Source organism: Amycolatopsis thermalba, from assembly GCF_003385215.1.
GTDB classification, from domain to species: Bacteria; Actinomycetota; Actinomycetes; order Mycobacteriales; family Pseudonocardiaceae; genus Amycolatopsis_E; species Amycolatopsis_E thermalba.
This window is the reverse complement of the sequence record NZ_PQHW01000049.1, coordinates 13885-31715: the sequence shown is the minus strand read 5'-3', so window position 1 is coordinate 31715 and position 17831 is coordinate 13885. Positions and strand designations below refer to the sequence as shown.

The 17831-nt window shown below is 73.4% G+C and carries 13 protein-coding genes; 6 read left to right on the top strand and 7 right to left on the bottom strand.

All coding sequences use genetic code 11. The features are described from left to right. Positions 1–73: 73 nt before the first annotated feature. Entirely contained in the window at positions 74–4693 is a 4620-nt protein-coding gene (locus tag D0D15_RS19935) for an ATP-dependent helicase (RefSeq protein ID WP_115944650.1), read from the bottom strand. A 112-nt stretch (positions 4694–4805) separates the two neighbouring features. On the opposite strand from D0D15_RS19935, the gene D0D15_RS19930 reads away from it, so the two are divergent. Further along, the gene (locus D0D15_RS19930) at positions 4806–6656 is read left to right on the top strand and encodes an Hsp70 family protein (protein WP_115944649.1); all 1851 of its coding nucleotides are present in this window, start codon (positions 4806–4808) and stop codon (positions 6654–6656) included. Here the strand turns inward: D0D15_RS19930 and D0D15_RS37585 are convergent, their stop codons facing one another. After that, positions 6657–6782 carry a hypothetical protein gene (locus tag D0D15_RS37585; protein ID WP_255407935.1) on the bottom strand — a complete coding sequence of 42 codons (126 nt, stop codon included), beginning with the start codon at positions 6780–6782 and terminating at the stop codon, positions 6657–6659. Positions 6783–6824: 42 nt separating this feature from the next. Between D0D15_RS37585 and D0D15_RS19925 the strand changes: the two genes are divergently transcribed. The 3 genes from D0D15_RS19925 (at position 6825) to D0D15_RS19915 (ending at position 8805) form a co-directional block, all read left to right on the top strand. Next, positions 6825–7019 carry a DUF3046 domain-containing protein gene (locus D0D15_RS19925; RefSeq protein WP_094007474.1) on the top strand — a complete coding sequence of 65 codons (195 nt, stop codon included), beginning with the start codon at positions 6825–6827 and terminating at the stop codon, positions 7017–7019. Positions 7020–7224: 205 nt separating this feature from the next. Then, on the top strand, positions 7225–8265 hold the full coding sequence (gene recA / locus D0D15_RS19920) for a recombinase RecA (protein WP_017983956.1): 1041 nt from the start codon (positions 7225–7227) through the stop codon (positions 8263–8265). 3 nt (positions 8266–8268) lie between these two features. Continuing rightward, on the top strand, positions 8269–8805 hold the full coding sequence (locus D0D15_RS19915) for a regulatory protein RecX (RefSeq protein ID WP_094007475.1): 537 nt from the start codon (positions 8269–8271) through the stop codon (positions 8803–8805). A gap of 532 nt (positions 8806–9337) precedes the next feature. Here the strand turns inward: D0D15_RS19915 and D0D15_RS19910 are convergent. From D0D15_RS19910 to edd, 5 genes are all read right to left on the bottom strand, one after another. Continuing rightward, entirely contained in the window at positions 9338–10423 is a 1086-nt protein-coding gene (locus tag D0D15_RS19910) for a pyridoxal phosphate-dependent aminotransferase (protein WP_233157415.1), read from the bottom strand. Further along, complete coding sequence (locus tag D0D15_RS19905) at positions 10341–11858, bottom strand: aminotransferase-like domain-containing protein (protein ID WP_094007477.1); 1518 nt, start codon at positions 11856–11858, stop codon at positions 10341–10343. Before D0D15_RS19905 ends, D0D15_RS19910 begins: the two co-directional genes overlap by 83 nt. Positions 11859–11867: 9 nt before the next feature. Continuing rightward, on the bottom strand, positions 11868–13304 hold the full coding sequence (locus D0D15_RS19900; protein ID WP_094007478.1) for a lipase maturation factor family protein: 1437 nt from the start codon (positions 13302–13304) through the stop codon (positions 11868–11870). A 676-nt stretch (positions 13305–13980) separates the two neighbouring features. After that, complete coding sequence (gene eda, locus D0D15_RS19895; protein WP_115944648.1) at positions 13981–14604, bottom strand: bifunctional 4-hydroxy-2-oxoglutarate aldolase/2-dehydro-3-deoxy-phosphogluconate aldolase; 624 nt, start codon at positions 14602–14604, stop codon at positions 13981–13983. 8 nt (positions 14605–14612) lie between these two features. Beyond that, on the bottom strand, positions 14613–16481 hold the full coding sequence (gene edd / locus D0D15_RS19890) for a phosphogluconate dehydratase (RefSeq protein ID WP_094007480.1): 1869 nt from the start codon (positions 16479–16481) through the stop codon (positions 14613–14615). 236 nt (positions 16482–16717) lie between these two features. On the opposite strand from edd, the gene D0D15_RS19885 reads away from it, so the two are divergent. Next, positions 16718–17008: a hypothetical protein gene (locus D0D15_RS19885; RefSeq protein WP_017983947.1), complete on the top strand. Its 291-nt coding sequence runs from the start codon at positions 16718–16720 to the stop codon at positions 17006–17008. Further along, positions 17005–17811, top strand: coding sequence for a hypothetical protein (locus tag D0D15_RS19880; RefSeq protein WP_094007481.1), 807 nt, complete (start codon positions 17005–17007; stop codon positions 17809–17811). Before D0D15_RS19885 ends, D0D15_RS19880 begins: the two co-directional genes overlap by 4 nt. Positions 17812–17831 lie beyond the last annotated feature (20 nt).

Below are 17831 nucleotides of genomic sequence, written 5' to 3'. Positions count from 1 at the left end.
TCCTCTCACTCGATCGGGTCACGAAAAGTAAATCGTGTTCGCCCGGAGTGAGCCAACGGAGGGTCGAGTGATCTCAGGCTCGTAGTCGCAGTCCCTTCGGCGTCGCGCGGAACCCGGCGTCCCGGAGCACGTCGGCCAGCGCCGAGGTGAGCGCCTGCTCGCCGTCGGCGCGCTGGACGGCCAGCTGCCCCAGCCAGCCCTCCCGCACCGCGCGGGACAGGGCGTGCGCGGCGGCCTTCAGCGTCGGCTCGTCCTCGGTGAACGACAGCAGCGACCGCCCGCCCCGTTCGACGTACAGCGCCGGCACCCCGTTGACCAGCACCACCAGCGCCCCGGCCTTGCGCGCCGGACGGTGCTTGGTGTCACCCAGCGCGTCCGGCCAGGACAGCGCCGCGCCGTACGGCTGGGCCGGGTCCGTCGCCGCGAGCACCACCGCGTCGGTCATGGCGTCCGGCCGCCGGGACCCGCCCGGATCGGACAACGCCCGCAGCCGGTCCACCGCACCGCGTGCCGCGAACTGCGCGGCACCCAGGCCCTCCACGACGTAGCCGCGGATCACCTGCCCCGAGTCCTCCATCGCCCGCAGCACCTTGTAGATCCCGGAGAACCCGCCGGTGACCCGCTCGGTCTCCAGCGCGCCCCGCGTCAGCACACCGTGCCGCTCCAGGAACGCCTCCGTCCGCGCGTGCGTGCGCCGCGTCGGGTCGGACTCACGCAGCGGCGCCAGCGCCCACCGCCCCGCCACCGTCGGCGGCCCGGTGCGCGACGGCATCGCCGGACGGCCCGCGCGCATGCGCCCGTACCGGCTGCGCGGCGCCGCCTGGCGCGGTTTGTGCGCCGCGCCCTTGCCCGACACCAGCGCCCGCAGCGGGGCCAGCGTGTCGCCGGTGACCGAGCCGGCCCACACCAGGTCCCACAGCGCGCCCACCACGTCCGCGTCGTTCGGCGCGCTGTCCAGCAGCGGCGTCACCCGGTCGACCAGCTGCCGGAAGAACAACGCGCCGCCCTCCAGCGCGGAGCGGATCGCCTCGTGCAACGGGCTGGTCGGCGCCTCCTCGTCGGCCTCGGGCAGCAGCAGGTCGGCCACGTCCGCGGGCGCCAGCGACACCCACCCGTCGCCACCGGCCAGCGCCCCGGCACCGCACCACACGACCTCGCCCGCGGTCATCAGCTCGTCCATCAGCGCCGGGTAGTACCCGGGCAGGCGGCTCGGCAGGATCAGCGACTCCAGCGCGCTCGCCGGCAGCGGCGCGCCCGCGAGCTGCTCGACCACCGACAACACGTCGTCGACGCTCGGCGCGGCCCGCATCCGCGCCCCGATGCCGTGCCAGGACGGCAGGAACCGGCCCAGCGCCGCGGGCTCCACGGGCTCGACCTCGGCCCGCAGCCGCGCCAGCGACGCCCGCCGCAACCGCCGCAGCACCGCCGCGTCGCAGTACTCGGTGCCCGCCCCGGAGGTCTCCGGGTGCCCCACCGGCCGCAGCTCGCCGCGCACCAGGCGGCCCTCGGCGGTGAGCCGGTCGAGCACGCCCGTCACCACGGCGGGCCCGAGCCCGAACCGGTCCGCGGCCTGGTGCGCGGAGAACGGTCCGCGCACGCGGGCGTACCGGGCCAGCAGATCCCCGAGCGGATCGGCGACCGGTTCGGTGAACGCCTCCGGCACGCCGATCGGCAGCGCCACCCCGAGCGCGTCCCGTACCCGGCCGGCGTCCTCGATGGACAGGTTCCGGTCCTCACCCGCGATCCGCACGCGGATCACCCGCCGCTGCGCGACCAGTTCGTCGAGCCACTCCGGCCGCACGCCCCGGGCGGCGGCCTCCGCGTCGGACAGATCACCCAGGAACCGCAGCAGGTCCGCGGTCTCCTCGGCGTTGCGCGCGTGCCGGTCCGGCTCCAGCCGCTGCAACGACCGCTCGACCTCGTCGACCACCTCGGCGTCGAGCAGCTCCCGGATCGCCTCGGTGCCCAGCAGTTCCGCGAGCAGCGTGGAGTCCAGCGACAGCGCCGCCGCCCGGCGCTCGGCCAGCGGCGCGTCCGTCTCGTACAGGAACATGCCGACGTAGCCGAACATCAGGCTGCGCGCGAACGGCGACGGCGACGGCGTCTCCACCTCCGCGACCTTCACCCGCCGCGCCCGCACGTCGGCCATCAGCTCGCGCAGCCCGCCCACGTCGTAGACGTCCTGCAGGCACTCGCGCATCGCCTCCAGCACCACCGGGAACCGCTCGTACTTCGCGGCCACCGACAACAGCTGCGAGGCCCGCTGGCGCTGCTGCCACAGCGGCGTGCGCCGCCGCGGATCGCGCCGCGGCAGCAGCAGCGACCGCGCCGCGCACTCCCGGAACCGCGCGGCGAACAGCGCCGAGCCGCCGACCTCGGCGACGATGATCTGCTCGACCTCCTCCGGCTCGATCAGCACGTCGTCGGTGCCGATCGTGACCTCGGCGCCCTCGCTGTCCAGCGCCTCCGGCAGGCGCAGCACGATCCCGTCGTCGGAGTGCATCACCTGCGCGTCCACCCCGCGCTGTTCCCGCAGCCGCGCCGCGATCGCCAGCGCCCAGGGCGCGTTGACCTGCGCGCCGAACGGCGAGTGCAGCACCACCCGCCAGTCGCCCAGCTCGTCGCGGAAGCGTTCGAGCAGGATCGTGCGGTCGTTGGGCACGTGCCGCGTCGCCGAGCGCTGCTCGGCCAGGTACGTCAGCAGGTTGTCGCACGCCAGCTCGTCCAGACCCGCCTGACGGGCCCGCTCGCGCGCCTTCTCGTCGTCCGAACCGGACAGTTCGCGGACGAACGCGCCCAGCGCGCGGCCGAGTTCGAGCGGCCGGCCCGGCGCGTCGCCCTTCCAGAACGGCATCCGCGCCGGCTCGCCCGGCGCCGGCACCACGATGACCCGGTCGTGGGTGATGTCGGTGATCCGCCACGACGACGTGCCCAGCAGGATCGTGTCGCCCACCCGCGACTCGTAGACCATCTCCTCGTCGAGCTCGCCCACCCGCGAGCCCGGGCTGCCGTCGCCGCCCGGCGTCATCACCGTGAACAGCCCGCGGTCGGGGATCGTGCCGCCGGAGGTGACCGCGAGCCGCTGCGACCCCGGCCGCCCGCGCAGCTCGCCCGTCACCCGGTCCCACGTGATGCGCGGGCGCAGCTCGCCGAACTCCTCGCTCGGATACCGGCCGGCCAGCATGTCCAGCACCGCCAGCAACGCGTCGTCCGGCAGCGCGGTGAACGGCGCGGCCCGGCGGACCGTGGCGGCCAGGTCCTCCACCGACCACGGCTCCAGCGCCACCATCGACACGATGTGCTGCGCCAGCACGTCGAGCGGGTTGCGCGGGTAGCGCACCGCCTCGATCGCCCCCGCCGTCATGCGCTCCGACACCACCGCGCACGACACCAGGTCACCCCGGAACTTCGGGAACATCACCCCCGTGGACACCGCGCCCACGTGGTGCCCGGCCCGGCCGACGCGCTGCAGCCCGGACGCGACCGTCGGCGGCGCCTCGATCTGCACGACCAGGTCGACCGCGCCCATGTCGATGCCCAGCTCCAGCGACGACGTGGCGACCACGCACGGCAGCAGCCCGGACTTCAGCTCCTCCTCGACGCGCGTCCGCTGCTCGCGCGACATCGAACCGTGGTGCGCCTTCGCCACCGTCGCCTCGGCGCCCGTGGTGAGCCCGGACTCGCCGATGGCCTCGGCCGGGAACCGCTGCTCGGCCGACAGCTCCGTCTGCTCCGCGGCCAGCTCGTTGAGCCGCGCCGTCATCCGCTCGGCCAGCCGCCGCGAGTTGGCGAACACGATGGTGGACCGGTGCTGCCGGATCAGCTCCAGCACCCGCTGCTCGACCGACGGCCAGATCGACGGCCTGCGCACCGCCGCGGGCTCGTCCGGCGGGCCGTCGTCGGCGGGCAGCATCGCGTCCAGCCGCTCCGGCGGGCCCGGCGCCGGCGCGTCCAGGTTCGCCATGTCCTCGACCGGGACCTCGACCCGCACCTCGATCGTCTTCGCCGTCTTCGGCTGCACCACCCGCACCGGACGGCCGCCGGTGAGGAACGAGCCGACCTCGTCGATCGGGCGCACCGTCGCGGACAGGCCGATCCGCTGCGCCGGCTTCGGCAGCAACGCGTCCAGCCGCTCCAGCGACAGCGCCAGGTGCGCGCCGCGCTTGCCGCCGGCCACCGCGTGCACTTCATCCAGGATCACCGTCTCCACGCCCCGCAGCGACTCGCGCGCCGACGAGGTGAGGATGAGGAACAGCGACTCCGGCGTGGTCACCAGGATGTCCGGCGGGGTCTTCAGGAACGCCCGCCGCTCGGCCGGTGAGGTGTCGCCGGTGCGCATGCCCACCGTGATGTCCGGCGGCGTGCGCCCGAGCCGGTGACTGGCCTGCCGGATGCCGGCCAGCGGCGCCCGCAGGTTGCGCTGCACGTCCACCGCCAGCGCCTTCAGCGGCGACACGTAGAGCACCCGGCAGCGGTGCTGGGCGTCGGCGGCCGGTGGTTCGACCGCCAGCCGGTCCAGCGCCCACAGGAACGCGGCCAGCGTCTTGCCCGAGCCGGTCGGCGCCACGACCAGCGCGTGCTCGCCCGCCTGCGCCGCCCGCCACGCGCCCTCCTGCGCCTGCGTGGGCGCGGCGAAGGCACCCGCGAACCAGTCGCGGGTGGCGGGCGAGAACAGCTCGAGCACGTCGGTCACGCATCCATCATGACCGGGGGGTACGACAATTTCTCGCGGGTGCCGCACGCGTGGTCCCGGGCCGCGTGGCAGCATCACGTCCTGGCCTGGGTGGATCGTGAGGGGAAGAGCTGTGCGCATCCTGTCGGTGGATCTCGGTACGTCCAACACCGTGGCGGTGCTGTCCGCGCACGGGCGGCCGCCGCGCGTGGTCGAGGTGGACGGCTCCGCCACCATGCCCTCGGCCGTGTTCGCCGAGGAGGGCGGCACCCTCGTCGTCGGCCGGGACGCCGAGCGCCGGGCCCGCCTGGACCCCACCCGCTTCGAGCCCAACCCCAAGCGCCGCGTCGACGAGCAGACGCTGCTGCTCGGCCAGGACGTCGTGCCGGTCAACGAGGCGCTGGCCGCGGTGCTGCGCCGCGTGCTCGACGAGACCACCCGCCAGCTCGGCGGCGACCTGCCCGACGAGGTCCGCCTCACCCACCCGGCGCAGTGGGGCCCGACCCGGCGCAACGTGCTGCTGTCCGCGGCCCGGCTGGCCGGCCTGACCGGCCCGCTGCTGCTCGTGCCCGAGCCGGTCGCCGCGGCCGCGCACTTCGCGTCCTTCCCCGGCCGCGCGGCCGCGCCCGGCCAGGCGCTCGCGGTCTACGACCTGGGCGCGGGCACCTTCGACGTCGCCGTCGTCGGCGCCACGCAGAACGGGTTCACCGTGCTGGCCGAGGACGGCCTGCCCGACCTCGGCGGCCTCGACGTCGACCAGGCGCTGATGGTGCACGTCGGCCGCGAGGTCTCGCACTCGGACCCGCAGCGGTGGCAGCGGCTGCTGCGCCCGGAGTCCACCGCCGACCGGCGCACCCGGCGCGCGCTGCAGGAGGACGTCAAGGCCGCGAAGGAGGCGCTGTCCCGGCTGCCGCAGACCGAGGTGCCGATGCCCGAGCCGTTCAGCGACGTCCTGGTGACGCGCGGCGAGCTGGAGGCGCTGGTCCGCCCGGCGCTGCTGCGCAGCGTCGAGCTGCTGGGCCGCACGGTCGCCGCGGCCGGGCTGTCCCCGGACCGGCTGGCCGGCATCTACCTGGTCGGCGGGTCGAGCCGGCTGCCGCTGGTCGGGTCGATGATCGCGGAGAAGCTCGGCATCGTGCCCACCAGCCTGGACCAGCCGGAGACCGCGGTCGCGCTGGGCGCGCACCACGTGGCCCGCGACGGCATCAGCATGCGCACCCAGAACGTCGAGGGGCAGGTCGCGGCCACCGGGACGCCGCCGGGGTTCCCGCCGCCGCCGGTCGCCACCGTGCCGGGCACCCCGCCGGGCGGTTACCCGGGCGCTTCGCCGTACCCGCGGGCCGGGTTCCAGCCGGCGCCGTCGAACTTCCCGAGCCTGCCCCCGGCCGCGCCGCCGAAGAAGGACCGGAAGAAGCTCATCGCCGGCATCGCCGGCGCGGTGGCGGTGCTGCTGGCCGCCGGCGCCACCTACCTGTTCTGGCCCTCGTCCAGCTCGTCGGCGACCACGTTCAGCGCCGCCGAGTGCCGGCAGCCCGGCCCCGCCGATCCGGAGGGCTTCACCGGCTGCCTGCGCCAGCTGGCCGGGACCGTCGCCGACGGCCAGTGCGCCCCGGGCGCGGGCGCCGGGGACATCGCGCCGCCGGAGAACGCCGACATCGGCGTGCTGACCACCTGCTCGGCGCCCGCGCTGGCCGGGGCGCAGGTCACCTACCTGCACGGCGTGTCGGCGGCCAAGGTGAAGGAGTACACCGACCGGCTGCTCGGCGCGGTCGGCGGCAACCAGGTGCGGGCCGCGTGGAAGGGCAACGGCCTGGACGGCAGCTACTCGGCGGCCTCCGCGCGGACCGCGGCGGTGCTGGTGTTCACGGTCGCCGACCGCCCGCTGGCCGGCGTGATCTACCAGAAGGCGGGCACCGGGCAGACGCCGCTGTCGGCCGGTGACCTGGCCACCTACTTCGAGCAGCACGTGCAGCCGGGGGAGTAGCTACCTCCGGTTCCGCATGTTCCACAGCGCACGCAGGGCCACGACGAGCGCGGCGATCAGCACGGCGGCCGAGGCCACCGCCATCACGGTCGGACCCCAGGACGGCATCTCCTGCGCGGAGGTCATGCCGTCACGGTACCCGGCCCGCCGGTCGCTACCCTGGGTTCGATGCGCATCACCGTGTTCCGCCAGCTGATGGCCGACGAGTTCGGGTCCGGCCGGGCGGAGATCCTGGCGAAGGACCACGTCTTCAGCGGCCTGGGCGGCCGCACCGTCGAGCAGGCGCTGGCCGAGGGGACCCCGGCGAAGGAGATCTGGCGGGCGGTGTGCGCCGAGTTCGACGTGCCGCCGGAGCGCCGCTGACCTCTTCCCGGAAAATCCACGCGGCCGGGTGTGTCGCTCTTGCCTCGAACACGTGTTCGGCTATTGTGTTGTCCACATCGGGGTCAACGATCCACAGCCTCGTCTCGGCGCCCGGAATTGTCGGACCCCGCCCGTAGTCTCGGGCCCACAGCGAACACAAACCCGAATACCAGCCCCACAGGCTCTGACGACGAGGTGGATTTCCATGCCAGCAGCACCCGACAAGGACAAGGCGCTCGAGCTCGCCCTGGCCCAGATCGACAAGCAGTACGGCAAGGGTTCCGTCATGCGGCTGGGCGAGGAGACCCGCCCGCCCATCGGCGTGATCCCGACCGGCGCCATCGCCCTCGACATCGCACTGGGCATCGGCGGGCTCCCGCGCGGCCGCGTCATCGAGATCTACGGCCCGGAGTCCTCCGGTAAGACGACCGTCGCCCTGCACGCGGTGGCCAACGCCCAGAAGGCGGGCGGGATCGCGGCGTTCATCGACGCCGAGCACGCGCTCGACCCGGAGTACGCCAAGGCGCTCGGCGTGGACACCGACGCGCTGCTGGTGTCCCAGCCGGACACCGGTGAGCAGGCGCTGGAGATCGCGGACATGCTGATCCGCTCCGGCGCGCTGGACATCCTGGTCATCGACTCGGTGGCCGCGCTGGTGCCGCGCGCCGAGATCGAGGGCGAGATGGGTGACTCGCACGTCGGTCTGCAGGCCCGGCTGATGAGCCAGGCGCTGCGGAAGATCACCGGTGCGCTGTCCAACTCCGGCACCACCGCGATCTTCATCAACCAGCTGCGCGAGAAGGTCGGCGTCATGTTCGGCTCGCCGGAGACCACCACCGGTGGCAAGGCGCTGAAGTTCTACGCCTCCGTCCGGCTCGACGTGCGCCGCATCGAGACGCTCAAGGACAGCGGCGAGGCGGTCGGTAACCGCACGCGCGTCAAGGTCGTGAAGAACAAGGTCGCGCCGCCGTTCAAGCAGGCCGAGTTCGACATCCTGTACGGCGTCGGCGTGTCCCGCGAGGGCTCGCTGATCGACATGGGTGTCGACCAGGGCATCCTGCGCAAGTCCGGCGCCTGGTACACCTACGAGGGCGACCAGCTCGGCCAGGGCAAGGAGAACGCGCGGAAGTTCCTGCGTGACAACCCGGACATCGCCAACGAGATCGAGAAGCGCATCAAGGAGAAGCTGGGCATCGGGCCGCAGGTCGACGCCGAGGCGGCCGAGCCCGCTCCGGTCGACTTCTGATCGATGCCCAGGTTCGACCCGAAGGAGCTGTCCCGGGACGAGGCGTGGAAGAAGGCCAAGGAGGTCTGCTTCGACCTCCTGGCCGTCCGCGCCCGCACCAAGGACGAGCTGCGGCAGGCGTTGCGGCGCAAGGGTTTCGACGACGAGATCCGCGAGCAGCTGCTCGGCAAGCTGGACGACGCCGGCCTGATCGACGACGCCGCGTTCGCCGAGCAGTGGGTGCGGTCGCGCCACGCCTACCAGGGCCTGGCGCGCACCGCGCTGGTCGCCGAGCTGAAGCGCAAGGGCGTCGACGCTGAGGTGGCCGCCCAGGCGGCGGGCGAGATCGACCGCGAGTCGGAGGAGCAGCGGGCACGCGAGCTGGTGCGCAAACGCCTCCGCTCGATGACGACGCTGGACGAACAAACCGCGACGCGCCGCCTGCTCGGCACGCTCGCCCGCAAGGGCTACCCGCAGGGCCTGGCGTACACCGTGGTGCGCGACGAACTCCACAAAGCCGGCGCCGAAACAACCCCCCTGGACGACGCGACCCTGGACTGAGCTTTCGCGTCGTCGCGCCCGGCCGTGGGTGCGGCGCCGAGCCGGCCTGGCGTGCCTGAGCCCATCGCAGGTTTCTTGCGGTGGGCTCAGTCGCGTGCGGGCTGGGCGTCCGATCCGTTTTTGTGGGGATGGGCAAGATCGGATGAGCTTCGTGTCTTCTGGCGCCGGTCGGCCGTGGGTGCGGTGCCGAGCTGGCCTGGTGCGGCTGAGCCCATCGCTGGTTTCCTGCGATGGGCTTTTCGTGGGACTGCGCCGGGAGCCTCAGCGCCTCCAGGCGAGCGCCCCGCGCCATGACGGCGTCGCCCGGCCTGCGTTTTCCTCTCCCCGCCGGAAGGCGGCCCGGCGCGGTGCACGCCCGCGCCGGCCTCGGCCCCAGAAAGTTCCGTCTCCTACCTCCCCCGCGCGGCCACTCCAGCCTGCGAGAAGCGCATCTCGTGGCCGCACGAACCGACGACCTCACGCACGCACCGCTGGTCCCCTCACCCACGGGCGACATGGCCTAGACCGCTCCGCGAGGGCGACCACGTGGTTCCTACGAAACGCCTGAAGCCTGTAGCGCCTCGCTCATCAGGTCGAGTGCCTCGTGCAGTCGTTCGATCGGTTCGTGGGCGAAGCCGAGCCGGAAGATGGCCGGGTCGTCGCCGAACCAGTCTCCCGGGGCGATGGCCACCCCGGCCGCCGCCAGCCGCTCGTAGAACTCTCCGGCGCCGGAATTCACGCGCACGCAACAGAAAGCTCCCGCGTCCGGGCGGATCCAGGACACCCGGCTGCCCTGCTCCGCGACCCAGTCCGACACCGCGGCGAGCCCGGCCCGCATCCGGTCCCGCTTCCCGGCCAGCACCTCGTCCGCGCGCCGCAACAACTCCAGCGCCAGGAACTCGTCCAGCGTGCCGCACGCCACGGCACTCGTGAACTTCGCCCGGCGCAGCTCCTCGTACCAGGCGGCGTCCCGCACGGTCAGCCATCCGATCCGCAACCCGGGCGCCCCGTGGGCCTTCGAGAACGACCCGGACGTGATCACCCGCGGGGACACCGTCGCGAACGACTCGATCTCCGCGTACGCCGCCTCCCGGTACGTCTCGTCGACCAGCACCATCGCTTCCGGGCACACCTCGGCCGTCGCCGACAGCACCGCGTCGATCTCGTCCCGCGTGAGCGCCACGCCGGCCGGGTTCTGCGGCGTCGCCAGCATCACCAGCCGCGTCCGCGGCGTCAGCGCCGCCCGCAGCGCCGCCACATCCAGCCGGTACCCGTCCTCGAACCGCAGCCGCACCGTCCGCACCCGCTCCGCGAGCCCCTGCGCCAGCCCGGCCATCGGCGGGTACCCCGGCTGCACCACCACGACCTCGCCCTCGGTCAGCAGCCCGACGAGGAACAACGCCGTCCCCGCACCCGTCGTGATCAGCACCTCGTCCGCGGCCACCCCGAGCCGCGCGGCGAGCAGCGTCCGCAGTTCCTCGTCGCCGGCGGACGTGCCGTAGCCGAGCGGGAACTTCGCCAGCCGGCCCACGTCGACCACGTCGGCGACCGTCAGGTCACCGCAGGTGCTCTCGCCCAGGTGGTACCGGGGAGTCTCGTCCAGCAGGCTCGTCATCGCGCTCGGCGGGAAACGTCGCATGCCCATCACCATCGCCCGCCGCGGCCGCGCCCGACAGAGCCAATTCGCCCCCATTGGCTCCCGGATAGTTCTCCCACGCCCGCCGCAACCGCCGCACCGCCTCGGACAGCGCCTCTCGCGGCAGCGTGAACGGCACCCTGATGTGCTCGCTGCTGGACTCGTGCGCGGCCAGCGAGGTGCCCTCCAGCAACGCGACGCCGTACCGCAACGCGAACTGCGCGAACCGCCGCGAGTCCACCCCCGGCAGCCGGATCCACAGCGTCTGCCCGCCCGGCGGGGTCCGGAACTCCCACGACGGCAACGCCGAACGCAGGTCCCGCACCACCTGGTCCCGCCGCTCCCGCAGCTCGCACTGCCGTTCCGTGCGCAACCGGTCGAGCCGCGCGAACAGCGCGACTCCGACCGCCTGCGCGACGACGTCCGTCCCGAGGTCGGCGACCGCCTTCAGCCGCGCCAGGTCGGCCGCCGTCCGTGGATCGGCCCGGACCCAGCCGATCCGCACCCCGCCCCAGATCAGCTTGCTCAGCGAGCCCACGCTGATCACCCCGCCGCCGTGACGGGCCAGCGGCGCGGGACGCGGGCCGTCCAGCGTGAGGTCGGCGAGGACCTGGTCGTCGACCAGCGGCACCCCGTGCGATTCGCACAGCGCCACCACCCGCCGCGCCGCGTGCGACGGCAGCACCGAGCCCGTCGGGTTCTGGAACGCCGGCACCAGGTACACGAGCTTCGCCCCGGCGACGACCTCGGCCAGTCCCGGCACCGACACGCCCTCGGCGGTCAGCGGCACCCCGAGGACGCGTGCCCCGCTCCCGCGGAACGCGTCCAGCGCCCCCGGGTACGTCAGCTCCTCGACCACCACCGCGTCGCCGGGGCGCAGGAACAGCTGCGTCAGCAGCGAAATCGCCTGCTGCGCGCCGGAGGTCACCACGATCTGCCCGGGGTCCGTCGGCAGACCCTGCGCCGCGTAGAAGCCGGCGATCGCCTGCCGCAACGCGGGAAGGCCGGACGGGTGGTAGCCGATCCCGAAGTCGCCGAGCGCGGCCTCGGCGACGACCTCCGGCAGGCACGCGGGCTGGGGCGGCGCGGCGCAGGTGAGGTCGATCAGGTCCGGCACGGGATCGAGCAGGTGCAGGAACATCGGGTTGAACTCGGCGATCACCCCGCGCCCGGGCCGCGGCGGCCGCCGCACGAACGTGCCGCTGCCGCGCCGCCGCTCGACCACCCCGTGGTCGCGCAGCACGTCGTAGGCGGCGACCGCGGTGTTGCGGCTGACCGCGAGTTCCGCCGCCAGCGCCCGCTCGGTCGGCAGCCGCCCGTCCGCGGGGATCTCACCGCGCTCGATCAGGGCCTCCAGCCGCGCGGCCAGCTTCAGGTAGAGCGCTTCGCTCCCGCTCGACCACCGTCCGAGCAGCTCCGCGAGCCTGCCGGCGTGCATCCGTCCTCCTCAGTCGACGGCGACCACCGCGCCGTGCGGCCCGATCTTCGTGGTCGGCAGCACCCGGCCCCGCGGTTCGCGCACCCACCACGCCCCAGTCTCCCCGCGCTCGCGCGGTGTCGTGAAGCGGTACCGGTAGAGCCGCGCCCGCAGGCAGGCCGGCCGCTTGCCGTCGAACGGGTCGCGCCGCAACAGCTTGAGCGTGTCCGGGTCGGCCGTGAGCAGCTTCTCCGCCAGGCCGGGCAGCCACGATTCGGCGAAGCGGGTGGACAGCGCGGCGAACCACATCAGCCAGTCCAGCCGCAGGTGGTAGGGCGCGAACTGCGGTGGCCGCCGTCGCGGGTCGCCCGGCTTGCCCTTGAACTCGTACTCGCGCCACACCGTGTCCGCGCCGGGCGCGGGATCGTCCGTCGCCTCGATGACGATCTCGTGCCGGACCTTGGTGACGCTGCCGAACGCGCCGTAGGTGTTGACCAGGTGCAGCCGGTCGAAGCTGGTGTTCATCACCTGCCGGCGGGACACCAGGTTCCGCGCGGGACGGTAGCTGAGCACGACGACCAGCACGGTCAGGCCGAGCACGAGCGCGTGGTGCCACACCGGCGGCCGGGCGAGTTCCGGGACCGGAACCGGGATGTTGTCCACAACGGACACCGCGATGGTGATCGCGAGGAAGTTCAGCCAGGAGAAGTTCCCGCTGGCGACCAGCCACAGCTGGGTGAGGATCATCAGCAGCGCGGCCGCGCTCGCGGCCGGTTGCGGCGCGAACAGCGCGAACGGCACCACGAGCTGGGTGAAGTGGCTGGCCGCGGCCTCGACCTTGTGCAGCGGTTGGGGCAGGTGGTGGAAGTACCAGCTGAGCGGGCCGGGCATCGGCTGGGTCTCGTGGTGGTGGTACAGGCAGGTCAGGTCGCGCCAGCACGCGTCGCCGCGCATCTTGATCAGCCCGGCGCCGAATTCGAGCCGGAAGAGCACCCAGCGCAGCAGCCACAGCACGAGCACGGGTGGCGCGGTGTCGGCCGGGCCGAGGAAGATCGCCAGGAACCCGACCTCGAGCAGCAGCGATTCCCAGCCGAACGAGTACCAGATCTGGCCGACGTTGACGATCGACTGGTACAGCAGCCACGGCACCAGCCACGCCAGCATGGTCACCCACACGGGGGTGTGGTCGAACAGCCCGAGCAGGAGCGCGGCCGAGATGACGACCCCGGCCCAGGCGACGGTCGCGAACAGACGGTCCGAGTAGCGCCAGTGGAAGAGGCTGGGCGCGCGGCGGAACGGCACCCGCCGGGTGAACCGGGGCACGGGCAGCAGGCCGCGCTCGCCGATCAGGGGTTTGAACTGCAGAGCCGCGGCGAGGAAGGCGACGAGGTAGATCGCGGCGAGCCCCCGTTGAAACAGCAGCCGCGCCGCCCAGTATCCCGGATCGGCGGCCCACTCCCATCCCACGGCGATCTCCTTCGGGGGATTTCGGAGGTTTCGGAGACGAGTGCCGTGAGGCTAGTACCCGGAGGGCCGGACCCCCAACCGGAGCCGGGCGGCGTGGCCGGGGAGGTCGCGCCGGTGGCGGCGGCGCGATGCCGCCGGTGGCGGCGGTGTGGTGCCGCCTTGGCCGCGGTGGGCTGCCGGTGGGGCCGGTGGGTTGCCGCTGGCGGCGGCGGTGTGGTGTCGCCTTGGCTGCGGTGGGCTGCCGGTGGGGCCGGTGGGTTGCCGCTGGCGGCGGCGGTGTGGTGTCGCCTTGGCTGCGGTGGGCTGCTGGTGGGGCCGGTGGGTTGCCGCCGGTGGCGGCGGTGGGCTGCCGCCGGAGGCGCCGGTGCGGTGCCGATTTGGGTGGCGGCGCGATGCCGCTGGTGGCGGCCGTGCGGTTTCCGTCGGCGGCGACGGTTGGGCTGTGCGGCCCGAGGGCCGGCGGCGATTGCACCGTGCCGGCGAGAGGCGGCGCGTGACGGCTCGCGGTGCGCCGGACGGGGCAGCCAGCGGTTGCCGACGCCGGGTGGCGGTCTCGCCGCGCGGTGCCGGAGCCCCGCTGCCCGGCTTGCGGCGCGCGGTGGCCGGGCCACGGTGCCGGGGCCCCGCTGCCCGGCTTTGCGAGCGCGGGTGGCGGGACCCCGGGGACAGGCGCGGGTCAGCGCAGTGCGGCCGCCTCCCGGGCCAGCTGCTCGACCCGCCCGAAGTCGCCCGCCGTGATGGCGTCCGCGGGTGTCAGCCAGGAACCGCCCACGCAGCCCACTGTGGACAGTGCCAGGTAGGACCCCGCGTTCGACGTGGAAATGCCGCCCGTGGGGCAGAACCGCAGCTGCGGCAGCGGCCCGGCCAGCGCCTTCAGGTACGCGACCCCGCCGCTGGCCTCCGCCGGGAAGAACTTCAGCGCCGTGATCCCGTGCTCGGCCACGCGCATCGCCTCCGAGACCGTGCTCACGCCGGGCAGGAACGGCAACCCCGTCGCCGACACGGCCTCCAGCAGGCGCTCCGTGCAGCCCGGCGTCACCAGGAACGCCGAACCCGCGTCCGCCGCCTGGCGAGCCTGCTCCGGCGTCACCACCGTGCCCGCCCCGACCACGATGTCCGGCACCTCCGCCGCCACGCGCTCGATCGCCGCCAGCCCGGCCGGCGTGCGCAGCGTCAGCTCGATCGCCCGGATCCCGCCCGCGACCAGCGCCTTCGCCAGCGGCGCCGCGTCCGCGGCGTCGTCCACCACGACCACCGGCAGCACCGGCGACAGCTCGAGCACGTCATGCCCTGTCTTCACGTCTCTCCTCACACTCGCGCCGGGGCCCCGAAATGGCCCGGCGTCATCGGCCCGAACACGCCGGCCCCCTGGTCCGCCGGCCCGACCGCGCGGCGCAGCGCGGTGAACAGCTCCCGGCCGGTCCCGACCCAGGATGCCTCATCCGGCGGCGCGTCCCGCAACGGCCGCGCGGCCAGCGACTCCTCGTCGACCAGCACGTCCAGCCGCCCGGCGACCGCGTCGACCACCACCTCGTCTCCATCGGCGACCCGCGCCAGCGGGCCACCGGCGGCAGCCTCCGGCGTCACCTGGATCGCGGCCGGGATCTTGCCCGACGCGCCGGACATCCGGCCGTCGGTGACCAGCGCGACCCGGTGCCCGCGGTCCATCAGCACCCCGAGCGCGGGCGTCAGGCCGTGCAGCTCCGGCATCCCGTTGGCCTGCGGCCCCTGGTTGCGGATCACCACCACGACGTCCCGGTCCAGCTCACCCGCCCGGAACGCCGCGGTGAACGCCTCCTGCGACGTGAAGACCCGCGCCGGCGCCCGCACCACCCGGTGCTCGGGCGCGACCGCCGACACCTTCATCACCGCGCGCCCGAGGCTCCCGGACAGCATCCGCAACCCGCCGTCGGCCGCGAACGGGTTGCTCACCGGCCGCAGCACGTCCTCGTCCAGGCTGCGCGCCGGCACCTCCCGCCAGGTCAGCGAGCCACCGTCCAGCACCGGCTCCGACCGGTACCGCGACAGCCCGTCCCCGGCCACCGTGCGGACGTCCTCGTGCAGCAGCCCGGCGTCGAGCAGCGAGCCGATGAGCACCTGCACCCCGCCCGCGGCGTGGAAGTGGTTGATGTCCGCGCTGCCGTTCGGGTAGACGCTGGCCAGCAGCGGCACCACCGCCGACAGGTCGGAAAAGTCGTCCCAGGTCAGCTCGATGCCGGCGGCCGCGGCGATGGCGACCAGGTGCATCGTGTGGTTGGTCGACCCGCCGGTGGCCAGCAGCGACACCACGCCGTTGACGACCGAACGCTCGCTGATCACCTCGGCCAGCGGCGTGTACTCGTCCGCCCGCGACAACGCGACCACCCGCCGCGCCGCCTCTTCGGTGAGCGCGCGGCGCAGCGGCGTGCCCGGGTGCACGAAGCTCGCGCCCGGCAGGTGCAGGCCCATGACCTCGACGACCAGCTGGTTGGAGTTCGCGGTGCCGTAGAAGGTGCAGGTGCCCGCCGAGTGGTAGGACGCCGACTCGGCCTCCAGCAGGTCCTCGCGGGTGGCCCGGCCCTCGGCGTAGAGCTGCCGCACGCGGGCCTTCTCCTTGTTCGGCAGGCCCGACGTCATCGGCCCGGCGGGCACCAGCAGGGCGGGCAGGTGCCCGAAGGACAGCGCGCCGATCAGCAGGCCGGGCACGATCTTGTCGCACACGCCGAGCAGCAGCGCACCGTCGAACATCTCGTGCGACAGCGCGATCGCGGTGGCCATCGCGATGACCTCGCGGCTGAACAGGGACAGCTCCATCCCGGCGCGGCCCTGCGTGATGCCGTCGCACATGGCGGGCACGCCGCCGGCGAACTGGGCGACCCCGCCCGCTTCACGGGCGGCGTCCTTGATCCACGCGGGGAACTCGTCCAGCGGCTGGTGCGCGGAGAGCAGGTCGTTGTAGGCGGACACGATCGCGATACCGGGCTTGCGCAGCCCGCGCAGCGCGATGCGGTCTTCACCGCCGCACGCGGCGAAGCCGTGGGCGAGGTTGCTGCACGCGAGTCCGGCGCGCGCGGGCCCCTCGGCGCGGGCGGCGGCCATGCGCGCCAGGTAGGCGCTGCGGGTGGCGGCACTGCGCGCGGCGATGCGCTCGGTGACTTCCTCGACGACGGGGTGGACGGGTGTTCGGGGTGTGTGCACGGGAGAACCACCTGGAACTCGTCGGCTGGTCCGGCTGACGACTTCGCTGGCGTCGCACGGTCGTGACAGTGGACACAGTAGCTGGCGGATCGGCCGGGTCAAAATCGATTAAGAAGATCGTTTCAGGTGACCCCGATCACAACATCAACCTAGGGTGTGCTACTTGTCACATTGCACGCGGAGCGGCAGAGTCGGTACCAGCCCCGGCTCGCCGCCGAACTGACCCGGAGGTAGTCATGACCACCACCGAACTCGCCGAACTCCGCCGCACGATCGGCCAGCTCAAGCAGTGCGTCGGTGCCCTGCGATCGCGCTACGGTGACGCCTCCGCGGTCCGCCGCCTGGCCAACGACGTCGACCGCCTGGACATCGACGCGAGCGACCTGGAGCAGCCCAGCGTCCCGGTCCAGCCCAAGCCGCTGGACCCCTCGGCCGTCGTGAAGATCCCCGACGGCCCGTACGACCCGGCCCTCTGGCAGGGGGCCGACGACGAAGGGGTCGGCGGATACCACCGTGACCAGCGGTGAGCGCTCCCGCTACCGACGCCGCTAGCGGGCGCGCCCGGATCACCGCACGGACCCTGCGCACCGACCGGTGGTGGGTCCCGCCGCTGTTCACCACGCTCGGACTGGCCGCCTTCGTCATCTACGCCGGCATCCGCTCGTTCGTCCGCACCGCCTACTACGTGCCGGAGTACGGCTACCTGACGCCGTTCTACTCGCCGTGCCTGAGCGACTCGTGCGTGCCGGGGTCGGCCCACTTCGGCACGCCGTTCGGCGAGCTGCCGGGCTGGATCCCGCTGGCGTTCCTGTCGCTGCCGTTCCTGCTCGGCTTCCGCCTGACCTGCTACTACTACCGCAAGGCCTACTACCGGTCGGTGTGGTTCTCGCCGCCGGCGTGCGCGGTCGCCGAACCGCACGGCCGCTACACGGGGGAGACCCGGCTGCCGCTGATCCTGCAGAACGCCCACCGTTACTTCTTCTACGTGGCGGTGCTGATCTCGGTGATCAACACCTACGACGCGATCGTCGCGTTCCACGGCGAGACCGGCGGGTTCGGCTTCGGGCTGGGCAACCTGGTCCTGCTCGGCAACGTGATCATGCTCTGGGCCTACACCCTGTCCTGCCACTCGTGCCGGCACGTGGTCGGCGGGCGGTTGAAGCACTTCTCCCGCCACCCGGTGCGGTACTGGCTCTGGACCCAGGTCACCAAGCTCAACAACCGGCACATGCTGCTGGCCTGGATCACCCTGGGGACGCTCGTGGTCACCGACCTCTACGTGATGCTCGTGGCCAGCGGCGCCATCCCCGATCTGCGTTTCGTGGACTGACAAGGACTTCAAGGACTAGG